Source organism: Caldovatus sediminis, from assembly GCF_014644455.1.
GTDB classification, from domain to species: Bacteria; Pseudomonadota; Alphaproteobacteria; order Acetobacterales; family Acetobacteraceae; genus Caldovatus; species Caldovatus sediminis.
This window is the reverse complement of sequence record NZ_BMKS01000005.1, coordinates 113,125-129,994: the sequence shown is the minus strand read 5'-3', so window position 1 is coordinate 129,994 and position 16,870 is coordinate 113,125. Positions and strand designations below refer to the sequence as shown.

Below are 16,870 nucleotides of genomic sequence, written 5' to 3'. Positions count from 1 at the left end.
GCGCGGTGGTGCGCGAGGTCCTGCGCGCCGACGGCGTCCCCGTCACCATCTACCGCTACGGCTGGGGCGACGACGTCGTCCGCCTGCCCGGCGTCAGCGGCGTCACCCGCGAGCAGCTCGAGCAGCCCGGCGGCGCCCCGCCCGCCGCGCCGGCGCCGGGCAGCGACGCCGACCAGAACGCCTGGAAGTTCCGCGAAACCTTCTTCGACGGTTTCGACGGGAACTCGGTGGTGCACGCCAACTGGCCCATGATCTACGGCGGCACCACCTACTGGAACGGCGCCTTCTACTGGGATCCGGGCGAGGTCTCGGTCGGCAACGGCATGCTCACCATCGGCCTGAGCAAGCAGAGCAACGGCATGTGGAGCGTGGGGGGCCTGTCCACCGGGCCCTACCCGGGCGCGCCGGAGGGCATCGGCTACACCTTCACCTACGGACGGGTCGACATCCGCGCCAAGGTGAGCGAGGAGGTGAACGGCGCCGGCCCCTGCTTCCTGCTGTGGCCGGCCGATCTCAGCCGCTGGCCGCCGGAGGTGAACATCCTCGAGACGCCGTACGGCGACGGCATGTTCACCAACCACTGGCGGGGCCCGGGCGGCAACAACGACGACCGCTACGAGTCCCACTTCTTCGACATCGACTACAGCCAGTGGCACACCTACACGCTGGACTGGACGCCCGACCGCCTGGCGCTCTACGTGGACGGCCGCCTGATCCACGAGTTCACCGAGAACATCCCGAACGAGCCGATGAGCGTCGGCCTGCAGGGCCATGTCGGCGCGGCGCACGAGGCCTGGTACGGCTCGCCGAACGGCACCGGCGTGGACCGCGTGGAGATCATGGTGGACTACGTGCGCGTCAGCGAGTGGATCGGCGGCTGAGCCGCCGCGGCGGCGGGTCGCCCCAGCGGGGACGGCCCGCCTGCCGACGGCCCATGCGCCTGGCGGAGGCGCGGCGGATTTCGCGCGGCGCCGCGCGCGATGAGGCGGAGGACCGGGAGCGGCGGTCCCGGTCCCCCGCGCCGTCCGGCGGCGCCGGATGCCGCGCCCCCGCCGGGGATGACGCGCGCCCGATCGGCGCGGGGCGGTGCCCCTCGGCGGGTTCTGCCCGGCGGCCGATCCGCGCTAGGCTCGGTTCCGCCGCCCGCCGAGGAGTCCGCCGCCATGCCGCGCCCGCCGCGCCGCCTGCCCGATCCGCGCGCCATGATCGTCGCGCCGCAGCCCGAGGCGGCGGAGGCGGGCGCCGCGGTGCTCGCCGCCGGCGGCAACGCGCTCGACGCGACGCTCGCCTGCGCGCTGACCCAGGGCGTGGTGGACCCGCTGATGTGCGGCGTCGGCGGCCTCGGCACGCTGCACGTCTTCGATCCGCGCGGCGGCGGGCGGCTCGTGGTGGTCAACGGCCTCTCCACCTGCCCCGCCGCCTGCCGGCCCGACATGTGGGCCGACATCTTCGAGCGCGAGTGCTCCGACGGCTTCGGCTACGCCGTGCGCGGCGGGGTGAACGAGCTCGGCCACCGCGCCGTCGCCGTCCCCGGCATCCTGCGCGTCTTCGCCGAGGCGCATGCGGCGATGGGGCGCCTCCCCTGGGCCTCGCTGTTCGGGCCGGCGATCGCCTTCGCCGAGGAGGGCTGGATCGTCCGCCCCCACGTCGCCGAGCAGTTCGCCAAGGACGAGCGCGCCTACGGCCGCCTGCCCTACGCCGCGAAGCTCGCCTTCTCCGCCGAGGGGCGCGCGCTCTACCTGCGCCCCGACGGCACGCCGAAGCGGATCGGCGATCCGGTGCGCAACCCGGACCTCGCGGAGACCCTGCGCCTGCTCGCCCGCGAGGGGGCGGAGGCGTTCTACGCCGGCGCCCTCGCGCGCCGGATCGTCGAGGACATGGCGCGGAACGGCGGGCTGCTGACCCGCGACGACCTCGCCGCCTTCCGGCCGCGGACGAGCCCGCCGCTGCGCGTGCCCTACCGCGGCTTCACCGTGGCGCTGCCGGAGCCGCCGGCGGGCGGCGTGGTGGTGGGCGAGATGCTGCGCATCCTCGAGCGCTTCGACCTCGTCTCCCTCGGCCACAACAGCCCGGACTACATCCGCGTGGTGGCCGAGGCGATGAGGATCGCCGGGCTCGACAAGGAGCGGCACGTCGGCGATCCGGCCTTCCGGCCGGTGCCGGTGGAGTGGCTGCTCTCGGACGCCTACGCCGACGCGTGCGCGGCGCGCATCCGGCGCGGCGAGCGCGCCTCCCTGCCGCGGGTCGGGGCGGACGGGCGGGACACGACGCATGTCTCCTGCGTGGACGCCGACGGCATGGTGGTGTCGCTGACGCACACGCTCGGCACGCCCTCCGGCGTGATCCCGCCGGGGACCGGCTTCATGCTGAACGGGGCGATGAACTGGTACGACCCGCGGCCGGGCCGGGCGGGCTCGATCGCGCCGGGCAAGCGGCGCTACTCGGCGATGTCGCCGGCGATCGTGCTCGACGCGGAGGAGCGGCCGGTGGCGACGCTCGGCGCCCCGGGCGGGGCGTGGATCACCGTGGCGGTGCTGCAGGTGCTGCTCAACCTGCTCGACTGGGGGATGGGGATGCAGGAGGCGGTGGCGGCGCCGCGCTTCAGCGCCACCTCGGACGTGATCGACATCTCCAACCGCATCCCGCGCGCGGTGCAGAAGGCGCTGGAGGCGGAGGGCTACGCGGTGCGCCGCTCGCCGCTGAGCTTCGCCTTCGCCGGGGTGCACGGCATCGCGATGTTCGACGGCCGGCTCGAGGGCGGGGCGGACCCGCAGCGCGACGGGCTGGCGATGGGCGTGGGGTGAGGGTGCAGTCCGCGACGACCGCGCGGACCGCCCGTCGCCTGGCGGCGCGCCGTCGCGTCCTCATGGATTTGACGGCGTCATGATCCGGGAGCCAGGGTGCGAGGATCGCCCCGTCAAGGGAGGACCGCGCCGCCATGGCGTCCGCCGATGACCTGTGTTCCCCGCATTTCTCCGCGCTCTTGCTGCCAACGGGATTCGCCGCGGTGCGCGCGCGCCGCTGGGTGCGGAGCACCAAGGCGATGGTGCGGGAGGTCTTCGAGATCCAGGCGTTGAAGGGAAATCGGTTCTCGGCGCGCTGGGGCTTCAGCCTCGATTTCGTTCCCGCCTGCCGCAACCGGAGACTCCGGTGGAAAGGGACCGACGGCGCCGCCGACTTCGACCTCTGCATCGACCCCATCGACGAGGCCGGCTCCGTCCCCGACTGGTGCTCCTTCAGCGATCCGTCGGCGACCTGGCGGGGCGCATCGAAGCTCGCCAGGGTCGCCTCCGAGGCGGTCGCCGCCGCACGGAAGGATTCCGACGCGGTGTGCTCGCCGCGCGACGTCGTGCGGCTGTTCGAGCGGCGCTCGACGATGCGGTTCGCCCGATTCGGGCTCGACGATTACGTCCAGACGCATCTCGCCTGGGGGCTGGCGCTGATCGCGGCGGGCCGGCCGGCGGAAGCCGAGCCGCATATAAGCCGCTTCTGCGACGAGTTCGGCATCGCTCGTGGCGACCCGCTTCTCGCGAAGGCGGCCGCGATGGCGAGCGCCGCGGCGACCGGAGGCGGACCCTAGCCCAGATCGCGGACGGCCGGGAGCGTGAATCGGCTCGGCAGGCAACGCGCGGGAGCCGTTGCCGCGGGCACGGCCGGGCGGAAACGGCTCTAGCGGGCCGCCAGCGGGCCCGCCGCCGCCTCCCGCCGCAGCCGCCGCCACTCGCTCCCCAGCGCCATCGTCACGGTGAGCAGCATGAACCCGACCGCGGCGGCGAACACCCCGCCCGGCGCTCCCTGATCGAGGATCCAGCCATAGATCACCGGCCCGATCGCGCCGGAGACGTTGAACCCCGTCGAGACGATGCCGAACACCCGCCCCGCCGCGCCCGGCGGGGCCGCGGCGCGCACCAGCATGTCGCGCGAGGGCATGATCAGGCCGGAGAAGAACCCCGCCGCGCCCATCGCCAGCGCCAGCGGCACCGGCCCGAGCGGCACCGCGCCGACGAGGGCGACCAGCGCCGCGGTCAGCGCGAAGCTCCCCGCCGCGACCAGCCCGTGCCGCCGCGTGCGGTCGGCGAGCCAGCCGCCGGCCAGCACCCCCGCCGCGCTCAGGCCGAGGAACGCGGTCAGGGCGACGTTCGCCGCGCCCAGCGCCACGCCGTAGCCCTGCGTCAGCGCCGCGACGGAGAAGTTCTGCACCCCGCCCGTCGAGAGGTTGAGCAGCAGGAAGAACACCGCCATCGAAAGCACCGCCGGCGTCAGCACCGCGCCGGGCGGAACCGCGGCGGCCGACGCCTTCGGGGCGGCCGGTCCGGCGGCGGCGCGCGGCGTCGCCTCCCCGGCCAGGCCGCGGCGCGAGGCCAGCAGCAGCGGCACGGCGACCGCCGGCCCGACCAGCCCCGCGAGGATCAGCGCGGCCTCGAGCCCCGCCGTCGCGGCCACGCCGAGCACAAGCGCCGGCGCCATCGCGCCGCCGAGGAAGCCCGCGAAGGTGTGGATCGAGAAGGCGCGGCCCATCCGCTGCTCGCCGATCGCGCGCGTGAGGATGGCGTAGTCGGCCGGGTGGTAGACGCTGTTCGCCGCCCCGGCGAGGGCCGCCGCCACCAGCAGCCACGCGTAGCTCCCGACCAGCCCGAGCGAGACGAAGGCGGCGCCGCCGAGGCAGAGCGCGCCGGCCAGCATCCGCACCGGCCCCAGCCGGTCCACCACGAAGCCCATCGGCGCCTGGGCGAAGGCGGAGACCACGTTGAACACGGTCAGCGCCAGGCCGAGCTCGACGAAGCCGACCTCGAGCCGGTCGCGCAGCAGCGGGAACAGCGGCGGCAGCACCAGGATGTGCAGGTGGCTCACGAGGTGGGCCGCCGAGACGAGCCAGAGGGTGCGGGTCTCCTCGGCGCGGCGGTCCGCCGCGTCGGGCGTGGCCACCGCCCGCCCCGCCTCCGTGCTGCTGCTCATGGCGGGCGTCGCCTCCTCCAGGTCCGCCCGCGCCGCCTCGCGCGTCGCGCGCCGCTGCGCCGGGTCGCGGCCTCAAGCCCTACACCGGAGGACCCCGCGCGTCGAGCGCGGGGCCGGGATGCCGGTCCTGCCCTTGCGCCGGGCCCGGGGCGGGGCAGGATCAGGACCGCGGCGGGCGGAGCGCGGGCACGGACGGGCGGCGAGGACAGCGGTGCGGTGAACGACGGCACGGGAGCGGCGGCGCCAGGCGCCGCTCAGCGCTCCACCACCCGCCGGTACAGGTGCCAGGTCGCGTGCCCGAGCACCGGCATTACCACCGCCAGCCCGACGAAGAAGGGCAGCGAGCCGAGGAACAGCAACCCCGCCACGATCAGCCCCCAGAGCGCCATCGGCACCGGGTTCAGGGCGACCGCGCGCAGCGAGGTCCGCACCGCGGTCCCCGGGCCGAGTTCGGGGCGGTCGAGCAGCAGCGGAAAGGAGACCACCGTCAGGCTCAGCACCAGCACGGCGAACAGGAACCCGACCCCATTGCCGATCAGGATCAGGCGCCAGCCCGCCTCGGTGGTGAAGACCCGCTCGAGGAATTCCCCCACCGTCGCCGGCGGCGGGCCGGCGGCGCCGACCGTCGCCTGATAGATTGCGTGCGCCGCGGCAAGCCAGGCGAGGAAGATCGCGAGCAGCATCACCGCGAGCACCGCGATCGCCCCGATCGCGGGCGAGCGCAGCACGTCGAAGGCATTGAGCCAGGAGACCGGCAGCCCCCGCTCCCGCCGCCGGCTGATCTCGTAGAGGCCGAGCGCGACGACCGGCCCGACCAGCGACAGGCCGGAGACCAGCGGCCAGAACAGCGGCATCAGCGGTCCGCCCCAGGCCGCCCGCGCCGCGATCAGCCCGACGACGGGGTAGATCACGCCGAGGAACAGGAGCTGGGTCGGGGCGGCGAGAAAATCGGCGACGCCGGCGCCGAGCGCCTCGCCCAGCTCGCGCGGCCCGATGCGGCGCAGCACGGGCTGGCCGGGAAGCTCGGCGGCGGCGGTCCGGACACCAGGCATCGCTTGTTCCCTCCGCGGCAGGCCGCTGCGGCGGCCGGAGAGGGCCCGATCCGGTCGGCCGGCGGGGCCGGGCGCCGACGGCGCGGGAAGATCGCGCCCTGCCGACGCCCGCCCCTGCCGTCGTCGGCCACCGGCGGACCTCGATGCGAAGGAATCTGGGGCCGCCGCCGCCCCGCGGCGGTCACAGGCCGGTGAGGCGGCGGCGAACGCCGCGCGGCGCTATGCCTCCCCGACGCAGTCGAGCATCGCCGCGGCCAGGGCATCGGCCGGGCTGCGCCCGCCCCAGAGGACGAACTGGAAGGCCGGGAAGAACCGCTCGCACTCGGCGATCGCGATGTCCACCATGTCCTCGAGGCTCTCGGCGCTCGCCCCCGGTGCGCCGCGCAGCAGGACGGAGTGGCGGAACACCGGCACCCCCTCCTCGCCCTCCAGCCCGAAATGGCCGAGCCAGAGCTTCTCGTTGGCGAGGGCGAGCAGCTCGAACAGCCTGTCCCGCCGGCCGTGGGGCACCTTCAGGTCGAAGGCGCAGGTGAAGTGCATGGCGCTGATCTCGGGCGACCAGGAGAAATAGAGCCCGTAGTCGCACCACTTCCCCGGCGCCTCGGCCGCCATCTCGCCGTCCGAGCGGCGTTCGAAGGCCCACTCGTTCGCGGCGAGAATCTGTTCGAGGACATCGAGGGGATTGGCGGCGGCACGCTCGCGGCCGAAGCCCAAGGTGGCGGGCATCGCGAACCCCTCCTTCTCTTCCCGACGGGTCCCCCCTGTCGTCCGGATGGCCCCCCGGGTGTTGGGGGATTCGGACGGACCCGCCACAAATGCTAGATTAGCCAAGCACGCCGGAGTTCCGCAAGAGCTTGGTCCCCCGCCGGTTGCGCGGCGGAGTTCAAGTTCCCGCAGAAGAACCGCCCGCCCCGGCATTGGGCATCCCGGCCGGAGCCTCGGCCGCGGCGCTGCCCTGCGGCGGCGTGCCGGTCGGCGGCGCGGCGGGCGCGGGCGCCCCGGCCGCGGCGCCGGCGTCGAGCCGCGCCTCCAGCGCGGCGACGCGCGCGGCAAGCGCCTCCGCCTCCTCGCGCGCCCGGCGGGCGACCTCCATGGCCGCGTCCAGCTCCTCGCGGCGGACCAGCTCGAGCCGCTGGATCATGGCCTCGACCTGGCTGCGCGCGGCGGCCTCCACCTCCTGGCGCAGCCCGGCAAGGGCCGCGAAGGCGCCGCCGGCGACGCCCGCGAGGTCGTCGAACAGCCCGCCCCGCCTGCCGCCGCCGCGCTCGCCGCCGCCCGGGACCTCGCCGCCGCCTCTCGTGTGCTCGCCCATGCCCGTGCCGCCTCCTGCTGGTCGCCGCCTTGCCCGGCTCCTCGGGCGCAGCCTATACCGCGCCGGCGCCGTGCCGCGCGAGGCCGGCCGGCCTCCTGCCCGCAGCACGCACGGGACGCGCTCCGCATGTATCTCGTCACCGGCGGCGCCGGTTTCATCGGCTCGAACCTGGTCGCCGCGCTCTGCGCCCGCGGGGCGGAGGTGATGGTGGTGGACCGGCTGGGCCGGGAGGACAAGTGGCGGAACCTCGCCCGCCACCCGATCGCCGGCATCCTGCCGCCCGAGGAGATCGAGGACTACCTCGCCGCCCGCCCGCCGGTGGCCGCGGTGCTGCACCTCGGCGCCATCAGCGACACCACGGCGCGGGACGGCGACCTGGTGGCGGCGGTGAACTTCGCCCTGCCGCTGCGGCTCTGGGCGTGGTGCGCGGAGGCCGGGGTGCCCCTGATCTACGCCTCCTCCGCTGCGGTCTACGGGGACGGCGCGCTCGGCTTCGACGACGACGCCTCGCCCGCGCATCTCGCGCGGCTCAGGCCGCTCAACCTCTACGGCTGGTCGAAGCTCGCCTTCGATCGGCGGGTGGCGGACCTGCTCGCGCGCGGGGCGCCGGCGCCGCCGCAATGGGCGGGCCTGCGCTTCTTCAACGTCTACGGCCCCAACGAGTACCACAAGGGCCGCATGGCGAGCGTGCTGTTCCACAAGTTCCGCGAGGTCATGGCCGGCGGTCCGGCGACGCTGTTCCGCTCCGACCATCCGGACATCGCCGACGGGGCGCAGGCGCGCGACTTCGTCCACGTGGACGACTGCGTGGACGCGATGCTGTGGCTGCTGGACAACCCGAAGGTCTCGGGGCTGTTCAACCTCGGCACCGGGACGGCGCGGACCTTCCTCGACCTGGTGAATGCGCTGTTCGCCGCGCTCGGCCGGCCGCCCGACATCCGCTTCGTCGAGATGCCCGCGGACCTGCGGGGCAGGTACCAGTACTTCACCGCGGCGCGGATGGACCGGCTGCGCCAGGCCGGCTGGACCCGCCCGCCGACGCCGCTGGAGGAGGGGGTGCGCCGCACCGTGCGGGACTTCCTGCTGCAGCCGGACCCCTACCGCTGATGCTCCACGCCATCCCCTTCCCCCGGATCGACCCGGTGCTCGTCGAGATCGGGCCGTTCGCCATCCGCTGGTACGCGCTGGCCTACATCGCCGGCATCGTGATCGGCTGGCGGCTGGCGCGGCGGCTGGTGCAGCGCCCGCCGCGGGCGGCGACGCCCGAGCAGCTCGACGACTTCATCGTCTGGGCGACGCTCGGCATCGTGCTCGGCGGGCGGCTGGGCTACGTGCTGTTCTACCGACCCGGCCACTACCTGCTCCATCCGTGGGAGGCCCTGTACATCTGGCAGGGCGGCATGAGCTTCCACGGCGGCATGCTGGGGGTGATCCTGGCGCTGTGGTGGTTCGCGCGCTCGCGCGGGCTCGACTGGCTGCGCTTCGCCGACCGGGTGGTGTGCGTGGTGCCGATCGGCCTCGGCCTCGGGCGGATCGCCAACTTCATCAACGGCGAGCTGTGGGGGCGGGTGACCGAGGTGCCGTGGGGGATGGTGTTCCCCGGCGCCGGCCCGCTGCCGCGGCACCCGAGCCAGCTCTACCAGGCGGCGCTGGAGGGCGCGGTCCTGTTCGCGGCGATGATGGTGCTGGTCGGGCGGCCGGGGCTGCGGGCGCGGAGCGGCTTCCTCTCCGGCGCCTTCCTCGCGGGCTACGGCGTGGCGCGGATCACCGGCGAGTTCTTCCGCCAGCCGGACGCGCATCTCGGCTTCCTGTGGGGCGGAGCGACGATGGGGCAGCTCCTGTCGCTGCCGATGGTGGCGGTGGGGGCGTGGCTGATGCTGCGGAGCAGGGCGGAGCCGGAGCCGGCGCGGCCGGCGGCGTAGGCAGGCGGTCGGGCGCGTCTCCCCCTCGTCCCGCGGCTTCCCCGCCTCATCCTCGTGGCGACGGCCCATGAGCGCGCGCTTTCGACCTTCCGCACCGCCGAGGGAGGCGACAGGCCTTGCAGCTCGGCGGTTGCGGCGGAGGATGGCGACCTTCCGCGCCGCTCCCCCTCACGCCCTCCAGACCACCCGCTCCGGCCCCGGCGCCGTCGGGTCGCAGCGCAGCCACTCCCCGTTCGCCACGCTCCGGCCCGTCAGGCACAGGATGAACCCCCAGTGGGAGACCACCAGCGTGTCGTTCCAGTCCGGCAGCGCCGCCATCTCGGCCCGGAACAGCGCCGCGCGGGCCTCGACCTGCTCCGCCGGCTCCTCGACGGCGGGCCACCACACCTCCTCGATGCGGGCGAGGTCGAGGTGGGGGAAGCGCTGCGCCAGCTCCGTCGCCGGCGTGCCGATGTCGCAGGTGAAGGCGTAGCGCTCGCGCACCGTCGGGGTCACGGTCACCGGCAGGTTGAGGCGGCGGGCGATCGGCTCCGCGGTCTGCAGCGCGCGGGTGTAGGGGCTGGCGAGGATCCGGCGGATGCCCTCCCCGGCCAGCGCCTCCGCCGCCGCCTCCGCCTGGCGGCGGCCGAGCTCGGTCAGCGCCGGGTCCGGGATGCCGGGGTCGCGCCGGGTCGCGGTGAAGTGCAGGTTGAACTCGCTCTGGCCGTGGCGCAGAAGGATCATCGGGGCGCTGGGACCGGCATGGGGTGGCGGCGCGGGACGCAGGCGCCCCGCAGCCCGCCGATACCGTGCCGGGCCGCCCCCCGGCAAGCGACGGGACCGGCGCCGTTGCGGCGGCGGCCGCGCGTCCCTAAGTCTGCGCCGAAGGAGTCCATGGAATGCAGGGCGGCGGCATCCCGATCGATCTGATCCTCTACGCCATGGTCGCGGCGTTCCTGGTGCTGCGGCTGCGCAGCGTGCTCGGCCGCCGGACCGGCTACGAGCGGCCGCCCCAGCCGGAGCGTCCCGCCGCCGGCTATGATCCGCGCGCCGCCGCGGCGGGCGAGGCGGAGGCGCCGGACGCCCTCCCCCCTGCCCTGACCGCCGGGCAGGCGCGCCGCATCGTGCCCGACCCGCGCTCGCCCGTGGGCCAGGCGCTCGCCCGCATCCGCGGCGCCGACCCGGGATTCGACCCCAACCGCTTCCTGGAGGGGGCCGAGGCCGCCTTCCGCATGATCGTCGAGGCCTTCGCGCGCGGCGACCGCGACACGCTGCGCGCCCTGCTCTCCGACGACACCTATGCCGGCTTCGAGCAGGCCATCTCGGCGCGCGAGGCGGCCGGAGAGCGCCAGCGCACCGAGATCCGCGCCGTCCAGGAGACGGCCATCGAGGCGGCCGACCTGCGCGGCACCGTCGCCGACGTCACGGTCCGCTTCGTCAGCGATCAGGTGAACGTGACCACCGGCCCGAACGGGGAGATCGTCTCCGGTACCGAGGCGGTGACCGAGCTGACCGACATCTGGACCTTCCAGCGCGACCTGACGAGCGGCGACCCGACCTGGAAGCTGGTCGGCACCCGTTCCGGCTGATCCGGGCCGGCCCCCGCCCCGCCCGCCGTCGCGGCGACGCGGCCCGTGCCGCGCGCGTCATGATTCGCGCGCGGCACCGAAGGCGGGTATCCTGCGGCGCGCTGTGCCGCGCCCTCGCAACGCCGCCGCGCTCTGGCTCGCCCTTCTGCTGCCGGCCGCTCCTGCCGGCGCCGGGGCGCCGGCCTCCCCTCGCGGGGCGGCGGGGGCAGGCGCGGCGGTGGAGGCCCCGGCGCCGCTGCGGCCCGCCGCGTGGCGCGCGCTGCCGGGCTGGGCCGAGGACCGGCCGTCCGAGGCGCTGCCCGCACTGCTGGAGAGCTGCCGCGCCCTCGCCGCCATGCCGGCCGGGCGCGAGCTGGGCGGAGCGGGCGAGGCGGCGCGGCGCGGCGGCAGCCCGGCCGCCTGGCGCGACGCCTGCGCCGGAGCCGCCGCCCTCGACGCCGCGCTGGCGCGGCTGACCGAACCGCGTCTCGCGGCCGACGGCCGTCGGGCCCGGATGCGCGCCCGCCTGGTCGCCGAGGCCCGGGAGTACCGGGCGCGCCGCTTCTTCGAGCGCCGCTTCCAGCCCTTCGCCGTCGCCGAGCCCGGCCTGCTCACCGGCTACTACGAGCCGGTCCTTCGCGGCGCCCGGGAGCCCGACGAGACCTACCACGTGCCGCTCTATGCCCGCCCCCCGGAGCTGGCCGAGGCGACGATCGCCCCGCTCGCCCAGGGCGGCGTGGCCGGCGGCCTCGCCGCGCGGCGCGCCTTCGGCCGGTGGCGCGACGGGCGGCTCGAGCCCCTGCCGACCCGGGCGCAGATCGAGGACGGGGCGCTCGCCGGCCGCGGCCTCGAGCTCGTCTACGTGGACGATCCGGTCGAGGCCTTCTTCCTGCACATCCAGGGCTCCGGCCGGGTGGTGCTGCGGGACGGCACGCTGCTGCGCGTCGGCTACGCCGGACAGAACGGCCGTCCCTACCACGCGATCGGGCGGACCCTGATCGAGCGCGGCGAGATTCCGCGCGAACGCATGTCCATGCAGGCCATCCGCGACTGGCTGAACGCCTCCGACTGGGAGGGCTGGGAGCGCGGCATGCGGCTGATGCGCGAGAATCCCTCCTTCGTCTTCTTCCGCCTGGTGGAGGGGCTGCGGCCGGACCAGGGGCCGATCGGCGCGCTCGGCGTGCCGCTGACGCCGATGCGCTCGATCGCAGTGGACCCGGCCTTCGTGCCGCTCGGGGCGCCCGTCTTCGTCGCGACACGGGCGCGCGAGGGGGAGGGCGAACGCGCGGCGCCGCCGCTGCGCCGGCTGGTGGTGGCGCAGGACACCGGCGGGGCGATCCGCGGGCCGGCGCGGGGCGACCTGTTCGTGGGCTGGGGACCGGAGGCCGGGGACCGCGCCGGGCGGATGCGCGAGCCGGTCGAGATGTTCGTGCTGCTGCCGCGCCAGGGCGCGACGGAGATGGCGGAATACCACGAGCCGCCGCCTCGCCCGTAAGGGGTCCGGACCGGAGCGGCCTCGACGCCGCGGCCGGCGGATGCCACTACAGGAACGCCATGCCCGTCCGCAGACCCCGCGTCGCGCTCTTCGTCACCTGCCTCGTGGACCTCTACCGGCCGAGCGTCGGCTTCGCCGCGCTGCGCCTGCTGGAACGCGCGGGCTGCGAGGTGGTGGTGCCGCGCGGCCAGACCTGCTGCGGCCAGCCCGCCTACAATTCCGGCGACCGCGCCGATGCGCGCGACCTCGCCCGCCGGGTGATCGAGGAGTTCCTGCCCTACGACCACACCGTCGCGCCCTCCGGGTCCTGCGCGGCGATGATCCGGCACCACTACCCCGCGCTCTTCGCCGACGACCCGCAGGAGCGCGCCCGCGCCGAGCGGCTGGCGGCGAAGACGCACGAGCTGGTCTCCTTCCTCGCCGACGTGATGGGGGTGGAGCGGGTCGAGGCGCAGTACGACGGCGTCGCCGCCTACCACGACTCCTGCTCCGGCCTGCGCGAGCTCGGCATCCGCGACCAGCCGCGCCGGCTGCTCGCCTCGGTGCGCGGGCTGACGCTGAAGGAGCTGGCGGAGCCCGAGGTGTGCTGCGGCTTCGGCGGCACCTTCTGCGTCAAGTATCCGGACATCTCGACCCGCATGGTCGCCGACAAGGCGCGCGACGTGGCGGCGACCGGGGCGGACACGCTGCTCGCCGGCGACCTGGGCTGCCTGCTCAACATCGCCGGGCGGCTGCGGCGCGAGGGCTCGCCCGTGCATGTGCGCCACGTCGCCGAGGTGCTCGCCGGCATCACCGGCGAGGTGGCCCCGATCGGCGAGGCGCGCTGAGGCGCGCGCGGGCTACAGGGCGGCGGCGGCCGGCACCGCCACCTCCAGCCAGCCGCGCGCATCCATCCGCGCCGCGTCGCCGGGGAGCAGCAGCACGGTCGTCGTGTCGCTCTCGACGATCGCCGGGCCGTCCAGGCGCTGATCGGGGGCGAGGGCGGCGAAGTCGAACACCGGCGCCTCCGCCGCGCCGCCGTCGGCGAGCAGGATGCGCCGCCGCGCGACCGGCGCGGCGGGCGCGGCGGCGGCGGGCGCCTCCGGCGCCGGCATCGGCGGCAGGCGGCCGACGACGGCGACGCGGGCGTTCACCAGCACCACCTCCTCGCCGCGCAGCGCGTAGGTGAACAGCGCCTCGTGGCGGCGGTGGAAGGCCTCGCGCACGCGCTCCGCCAAGCCCGGCGAGTCCCAGTCGAGCCCGTCGAGCGGCACGGCGATCTCGAACACCTGCTCGCCGTAGCGCATGTCGGCGGCGCGGCGCGTCTCGACCGCGCCGCCGAACCAGGCGGCGACGCGGGCGCGGCCCTCCTCCTCCAGCGCGGCGTAGGTCGCGCGCAGGGCGTCGTCGGCGGGCACGCCGGCGGCATCGGCCTCGCTGCGCGCCACCTCGTAGCGCAGGTCGGTGTGCAGCATCCCCCAGGCCGAGAGCCCGGCGGCGAAGAGCGGCACGGCGACGCGGCGGATGCCGAGCTCGCGCGCCACGGCGCTGACGTGCAGCCCGGCGGCGCCGCCGAAGCCGAGCAGCGTGTAGTCGCGCGGGTCCACCCCGCGGCGCACGGTGGCGAGGCGGATGCCGTCGGCCATGTGCACGTTGGCGAGCCGGTGCGTGCCCGCCGCCGCCTGCATCGCGTCGAGGCCGAGGCGCGCGCCGAGCGCGGCGAAGGCCCGCTCCGCCGCCGCGCGATCGAGCCGCCGCCGCCCGCCGAGGAAGTTCGCCGGGTCGAGATAGCCGAGCAGCAGGTTGGCGTCGGTCACGGTCGGCTCGCTGCCGCCCTGGCCGTAGCAGACCGGCCCCGGGGCGGCGCCGGCGCTCCGCGGCCCGACCCGCAGCGTGCCGCCCGGGCCGAGATGCGCGATCGAGCCGCCGCCGGCGCCGAGGGTGATGATGTCGAGGCTCTCCAGCGCGATCCGCTCGCCGCCCACCGTGCGGCCGCGGCCGAGCGCCGCCTCGCCCTCCGTGACCAGCGCGATGTCGGTGGAGGTGCCGCCGACGTCGAAGGTGACGAGGTTGGCGGCGAGCCCGCGCCGTGCCAGCGCCAGCGCCGCCGCCACGCCGCCCGCCGGGCCGGAGAGCGCGGTGCCGGCGGCGAGCCGCGCCGCCTCCTCGACCGGGGCGACGCCGCCGTGCGAGAGGATGACGAACACCGGCCCCGCGTAGCCCGCCCCGCCGAGCCGCTCGCGCAGGCGCGAGAGGTAGCGCGCGACGACCGGGCCGACATAGGCGTTCACCGCGGCGGTCGAGAAGCGCTCGAACTCCTTGATCTGCGGCAGCACCTCGGCGGAGAGGGTGACGTAGACGCCGGGCAGCGCCTTCGCCACCGCCTCGCCGGCGCGCCGCTCGTGCGACGGGTCGCGCCAGGAGTGGAGGAAGCAGACCGCGACCGCCTCCACCTGCTCCGCGGCGAGCGCCGCGATCGCCTCGGCGAGCGAGGCCTCGTCGAGCGGCACCTCGACGCGCCCGTCCACGCGCAGGCGCTCGCGCACGGGCAGGCGCAGGCGGCGCGGCACCAGCGGCGGCGGGGGGGGGAGGCGCAGGTCGTAGCGCTCGGGCTTCAGGCCCTCGCGCATCTCGATCACGTCGCGATGCCCCGCGGTGGTGAGCATGGCGACGCGCGCGCCCTTGCGCTCGAGCAGCGCGTTGGTGGCGACGGTGGTGCCGTGGACGATGCGCTCGGTGCGCGCGAGCAGGTCGGGGAGGGGGAGGCCGAGCGCCGCGGCGAGCACGCCGAGCGCCGCGACCACGCCCTCGCTCTGGTCGGCCGGCGTGCTCGCGGCCTTGGCGAGGGTGGTGCGGCCGTCCGGGCCGATGCAGACGACGTCGGTGAAGGTGCCGCCGACGTCGATGCCGATGCGGAAGCCGCTCATCGGGTGACGTAGCCTTCGGCGCGGTCGGCGGCGCGCGCCGCGGGATCGCGCTTCTCCGGCGGGCCCCAGCCGCCGCCGCCCGCGGCGCGCACGTGCAGCACGTCGCCGGGGGCGAGCGGGATGCCGACCTCCTTGGTGCGCAGCACGCGCTCGGTCCCGTCGGCGCGGCGCAGGCGGTAGTCGTGCGGCGGCGAATCGCGCCCGCCGAGGATGCCCGCGGAGCCGTGGCGCGCCCCGTCGCCCGCGGTGTTCGCCACCGCCGGCCCGTCGGTCTCGATCGCCAGCTCGAGCTCGCCGCCCAGGCCGCCGCGGTGCTGGCCGTCGCCCGCCGAGTCGGGGCGGAACTCGTGGCGGCGGAAGAACAGCGGGAAGCGCGCCTCCGCCATCTCGACCGAGCCGAATTTCAGCCCGCCGGCGGAGTGCCACTCGCCCACCGTGGACCAGCCGTCGCCCCTGGCCGAGCCGCCGCCGCCGGGGCGGGCGTGGAACATGTGCCAGACGAACTCCCGCCCCGGCCGCCGCGCGTCGCGGCCCTTGATGGCGACCCGGAAGCGCCGCCCCCAGCCGCCCATCGCCCGCTCCGGGCAGGCGTTGGCAAGCGCCTTCACCACCGCCTCGACGATCTCGTTCGAGCAGTGGGAGGTGCACATCGTCACCGGCGCGCCCTCGCGCGCCCAGACCACCGTGCCCTCGCGCGCGATCACGGCGAGCGGGCGGAAGGCGCCGTCGTTCTTCGCCACCTCCGGGTCGAGCAGGAAGGCGAAGGCCATGCGCACCGCGCTGACCATGTTGGGATAGGAGGAGTTGACGAAGCCCGGCGTCTGCGGGTCGCTCTCGGAGAGGTCCACGGTCAGCGAATCGCCGCGCTTGGTGACGGTGGCGCGGATCGCGATGTCCTCGCCGCCGAAGCCGTCGTCGTCGAGGAACGCCTCGCCGCGCCAGGTGCCGTCGGCCCAGGTGGCGACGATGCGCCGCGCGTGCCCCTCCGCGAGGTCGAGGATCGCCTCCACCGCGGCGTCGAGCAGCCCCGCGCCGTGGCGCGCGAGCAGCGCGAGCAGGCGCCGCTCGCCGAGATGCGCGGCGCCGATCATCGCCATCAGGTCGCCGCGCACGTCGCGCGGCAGGCGGGTGTTGGCGGTGATCATGCGGAGCAGGTCCTCGCGCGGCCGCCGCCCCTCGCCGAGGCGGATCGGCGGCACGCGCAGCCCCTCCTGCCAGATCTCGGTGGCGGCGGGGTTGTAGCCGCCGTGGGTCGCGCCGCCGATGTCGGTGTGGTGGGCGCGGACGACGCAGAGGAAGCGCAGCGCCCCCTCGGCGAAGACCGGCACGATGGCGGTGAGGTCCGGCAGGTGGCTGCCGCCGTGGTAGGGGTCGTTGAGCAGGTAGATGTCGCCCTCGGCGATCGCGTCGCCGAACGCCTCCACCACCGCCTGCGCGGCGAAGGGCATGGCGCCGACATGGACCGGGATGTGGTCGGCCTGCGCCACCAGCCGGCAGCGCGCGTCGCACAGCGCGATCGAGAAGTCGCGCGAGGAGTTCAGGATCTGCGAGTAGGTGGTGCGCAGCATCGCCTCGCCCATCTCCTCGACGATGGCGCGGAAGCGGTTGTCGAGGACGGCGAGGGTGACGGGATCGGGCGCGGCGGGGCGGGGCGGCATGGCGCGACCGTCGGGGCTGCGC

General features: G+C 75.8%; 15 protein-coding genes. 8 read left to right on the top strand and 7 right to left on the bottom strand.

From position 1 onward, the window contains the following. From IEX99_RS10045 to IEX99_RS10035, 3 genes are all read left to right on the top strand, one after another. A partial coding sequence (locus IEX99_RS10045) for a glycoside hydrolase family 16 protein (protein ID WP_188899905.1) occupies positions 1 to 881 on the top strand: 881 nt, incomplete at its 5' end. Positions 882 to 1,163: 282 nt separating this feature from the next. Continuing rightward, complete coding sequence (locus IEX99_RS10040; RefSeq protein WP_229677920.1) at positions 1,164 to 2,804, top strand: gamma-glutamyltransferase family protein; 1,641 nt, start codon at positions 1,164 to 1,166, stop codon at positions 2,802 to 2,804. Between the two features lie 134 nt (positions 2,805 to 2,938). Continuing rightward, positions 2,939 to 3,580: a hypothetical protein gene (locus IEX99_RS10035; protein WP_188899904.1), complete on the top strand. Its 642-nt coding sequence runs from the start codon at positions 2,939 to 2,941 to the stop codon at positions 3,578 to 3,580. Between the two features lie 89 nt (positions 3,581 to 3,669). On the opposite strand, the gene IEX99_RS10030 is transcribed toward IEX99_RS10035, so the two are convergent. The 4 genes from IEX99_RS10030 to IEX99_RS10015 form a co-directional block, all read right to left on the bottom strand. Next, positions 3,670 to 4,956 (bottom strand): MFS transporter, encoded by a 1,287-nt coding sequence (locus IEX99_RS10030; RefSeq protein ID WP_188899903.1) that lies wholly within the window; start codon positions 4,954 to 4,956, stop codon positions 3,670 to 3,672. A gap of 254 nt (positions 4,957 to 5,210) precedes the next feature. Further along, positions 5,211 to 6,008 (bottom strand): DUF2189 domain-containing protein, encoded by a 798-nt coding sequence (locus IEX99_RS22690; RefSeq protein WP_188899902.1) that lies wholly within the window; start codon positions 6,006 to 6,008, stop codon positions 5,211 to 5,213. A 219-nt stretch (positions 6,009 to 6,227) separates the two neighbouring features. Continuing rightward, positions 6,228 to 6,734: a type III secretion system chaperone family protein gene (locus IEX99_RS10020; RefSeq protein WP_188899901.1), complete on the bottom strand. Its 507-nt coding sequence runs from the start codon at positions 6,732 to 6,734 to the stop codon at positions 6,228 to 6,230. 157 nt (positions 6,735 to 6,891) lie between these two features. Next, entirely contained in the window at positions 6,892 to 7,320 is a 429-nt protein-coding gene (locus IEX99_RS10015) for an accessory factor UbiK family protein (RefSeq protein WP_188899900.1), read from the bottom strand. Between the two features lie 126 nt (positions 7,321 to 7,446). Here IEX99_RS10015 and rfaD point away from each other — a divergent pair, with 126 nt between their 5' ends. After that, positions 7,447 to 8,427: an ADP-glyceromanno-heptose 6-epimerase gene (gene rfaD / locus IEX99_RS10010; protein WP_188899899.1), complete on the top strand. Its 981-nt coding sequence runs from the start codon at positions 7,447 to 7,449 to the stop codon at positions 8,425 to 8,427. Continuing rightward, complete coding sequence (gene lgt, locus IEX99_RS10005; protein WP_188899898.1) at positions 8,427 to 9,242, top strand: prolipoprotein diacylglyceryl transferase; 816 nt, start codon at positions 8,427 to 8,429, stop codon at positions 9,240 to 9,242. Before rfaD ends, lgt begins: the two co-directional genes overlap by 1 nt. 168 nt (positions 9,243 to 9,410) lie before the next feature. Here the strand turns inward: lgt and IEX99_RS10000 are convergent, their stop codons facing one another. Next, the gene (locus IEX99_RS10000; protein WP_188899897.1) at positions 9,411 to 9,965 is read right to left on the bottom strand and encodes a histidine phosphatase family protein; all 555 of its coding nucleotides are present in this window, start codon (positions 9,963 to 9,965) and stop codon (positions 9,411 to 9,413) included. 155 nt (positions 9,966 to 10,120) lie between these two features. On the opposite strand from IEX99_RS10000, the gene IEX99_RS09995 reads away from it, so the two are divergent. The 3 genes from IEX99_RS09995 to IEX99_RS09985 all read left to right on the top strand — a co-directional run bounded on the left by IEX99_RS09995 (position 10,121) and on the right by IEX99_RS09985 (position 13,111). Then, complete coding sequence (locus tag IEX99_RS09995) at positions 10,121 to 10,810, top strand: Tim44/TimA family putative adaptor protein (RefSeq protein ID WP_188899896.1); 690 nt, start codon at positions 10,121 to 10,123, stop codon at positions 10,808 to 10,810. Positions 10,811 to 11,027: 217 nt separating this feature from the next. Then, entirely contained in the window at positions 11,028 to 12,284 is a 1,257-nt protein-coding gene (gene mltA / locus IEX99_RS09990) for a murein transglycosylase A (protein ID WP_229677919.1), read from the top strand. Positions 12,285 to 12,343: 59 nt separating this feature from the next. After that, on the top strand, positions 12,344 to 13,111 hold the full coding sequence (locus IEX99_RS09985; protein ID WP_188899894.1) for a (Fe-S)-binding protein: 768 nt from the start codon (positions 12,344 to 12,346) through the stop codon (positions 13,109 to 13,111). A 12-nt stretch (positions 13,112 to 13,123) separates the two neighbouring features. Here IEX99_RS09985 and IEX99_RS09980 read toward each other — a convergent pair whose 3' ends face one another. Together IEX99_RS09980 and IEX99_RS09975 are read right to left on the bottom strand one after the other, a co-directional pair. Then, the gene (locus tag IEX99_RS09980) at positions 13,124 to 15,190 is read right to left on the bottom strand and encodes a hydantoinase/oxoprolinase family protein (RefSeq protein ID WP_188899893.1); all 2,067 of its coding nucleotides are present in this window, start codon (positions 15,188 to 15,190) and stop codon (positions 13,124 to 13,126) included. Next, the gene (locus IEX99_RS09975) at positions 15,187 to 16,848 is read right to left on the bottom strand and encodes a hydantoinase B/oxoprolinase family protein (protein WP_188899892.1); all 1,662 of its coding nucleotides are present in this window, start codon (positions 16,846 to 16,848) and stop codon (positions 15,187 to 15,189) included. Before IEX99_RS09975 ends, IEX99_RS09980 begins: the two co-directional genes overlap by 4 nt. Between the last annotated feature and the right edge of the window lie 22 nt (positions 16,849 to 16,870).

What these genes read in the sequence shown, in the direction of transcription:
- IEX99_RS09995 (WP_188899896.1), top strand. Translation starts at nt 10,121, where the DNA reads ATGCAGGGCGGCGGCATCCCGATCGATCTGATCCTCTACGCCATGGTC.
- IEX99_RS10020 (WP_188899901.1), bottom strand. Translation starts at nt 6,734, where the DNA reads ATGCCCGCCACCTTGGGCTTCGGCCGCGAGCGTGCCGCCGCCAATCCC.
- IEX99_RS10015 (WP_188899900.1), bottom strand. Translation starts at nt 7,320, where the DNA reads ATGGGCGAGCACACGAGAGGCGGCGGCGAGGTCCCGGGCGGCGGCGAG.
- IEX99_RS10040 (WP_229677920.1), top strand. Translation starts at nt 1,164, where the DNA reads ATGCCGCGCCCGCCGCGCCGCCTGCCCGATCCGCGCGCCATGATCGTC.
- IEX99_RS22690 (WP_188899902.1), bottom strand. Translation starts at nt 6,008, where the DNA reads ATGCCTGGTGTCCGGACCGCCGCCGCCGAGCTTCCCGGCCAGCCCGTG.
- IEX99_RS09985 (WP_188899894.1), top strand. Translation starts at nt 12,344, where the DNA reads ATGCCCGTCCGCAGACCCCGCGTCGCGCTCTTCGTCACCTGCCTCGTG.
- IEX99_RS10030 (WP_188899903.1), bottom strand. Translation starts at nt 4,956, where the DNA reads ATGAGCAGCAGCACGGAGGCGGGGCGGGCGGTGGCCACGCCCGACGCG.
- IEX99_RS10000 (WP_188899897.1), bottom strand. Translation starts at nt 9,965, where the DNA reads ATGATCCTTCTGCGCCACGGCCAGAGCGAGTTCAACCTGCACTTCACC.
- IEX99_RS09975 (WP_188899892.1), bottom strand. Translation starts at nt 16,848, where the DNA reads ATGCCGCCCCGCCCCGCCGCGCCCGATCCCGTCACCCTCGCCGTCCTC.
- lgt (WP_188899898.1), top strand. Translation starts at nt 8,427, where the DNA reads ATGCTCCACGCCATCCCCTTCCCCCGGATCGACCCGGTGCTCGTCGAG.
- IEX99_RS09980 (WP_188899893.1), bottom strand. Translation starts at nt 15,190, where the DNA reads ATGAGCGGCTTCCGCATCGGCATCGACGTCGGCGGCACCTTCACCGAC.
- IEX99_RS10035 (WP_188899904.1), top strand. Translation starts at nt 2,939, where the DNA reads ATGGCGTCCGCCGATGACCTGTGTTCCCCGCATTTCTCCGCGCTCTTG.
- rfaD (WP_188899899.1), top strand. Translation starts at nt 7,447, where the DNA reads ATGTATCTCGTCACCGGCGGCGCCGGTTTCATCGGCTCGAACCTGGTC.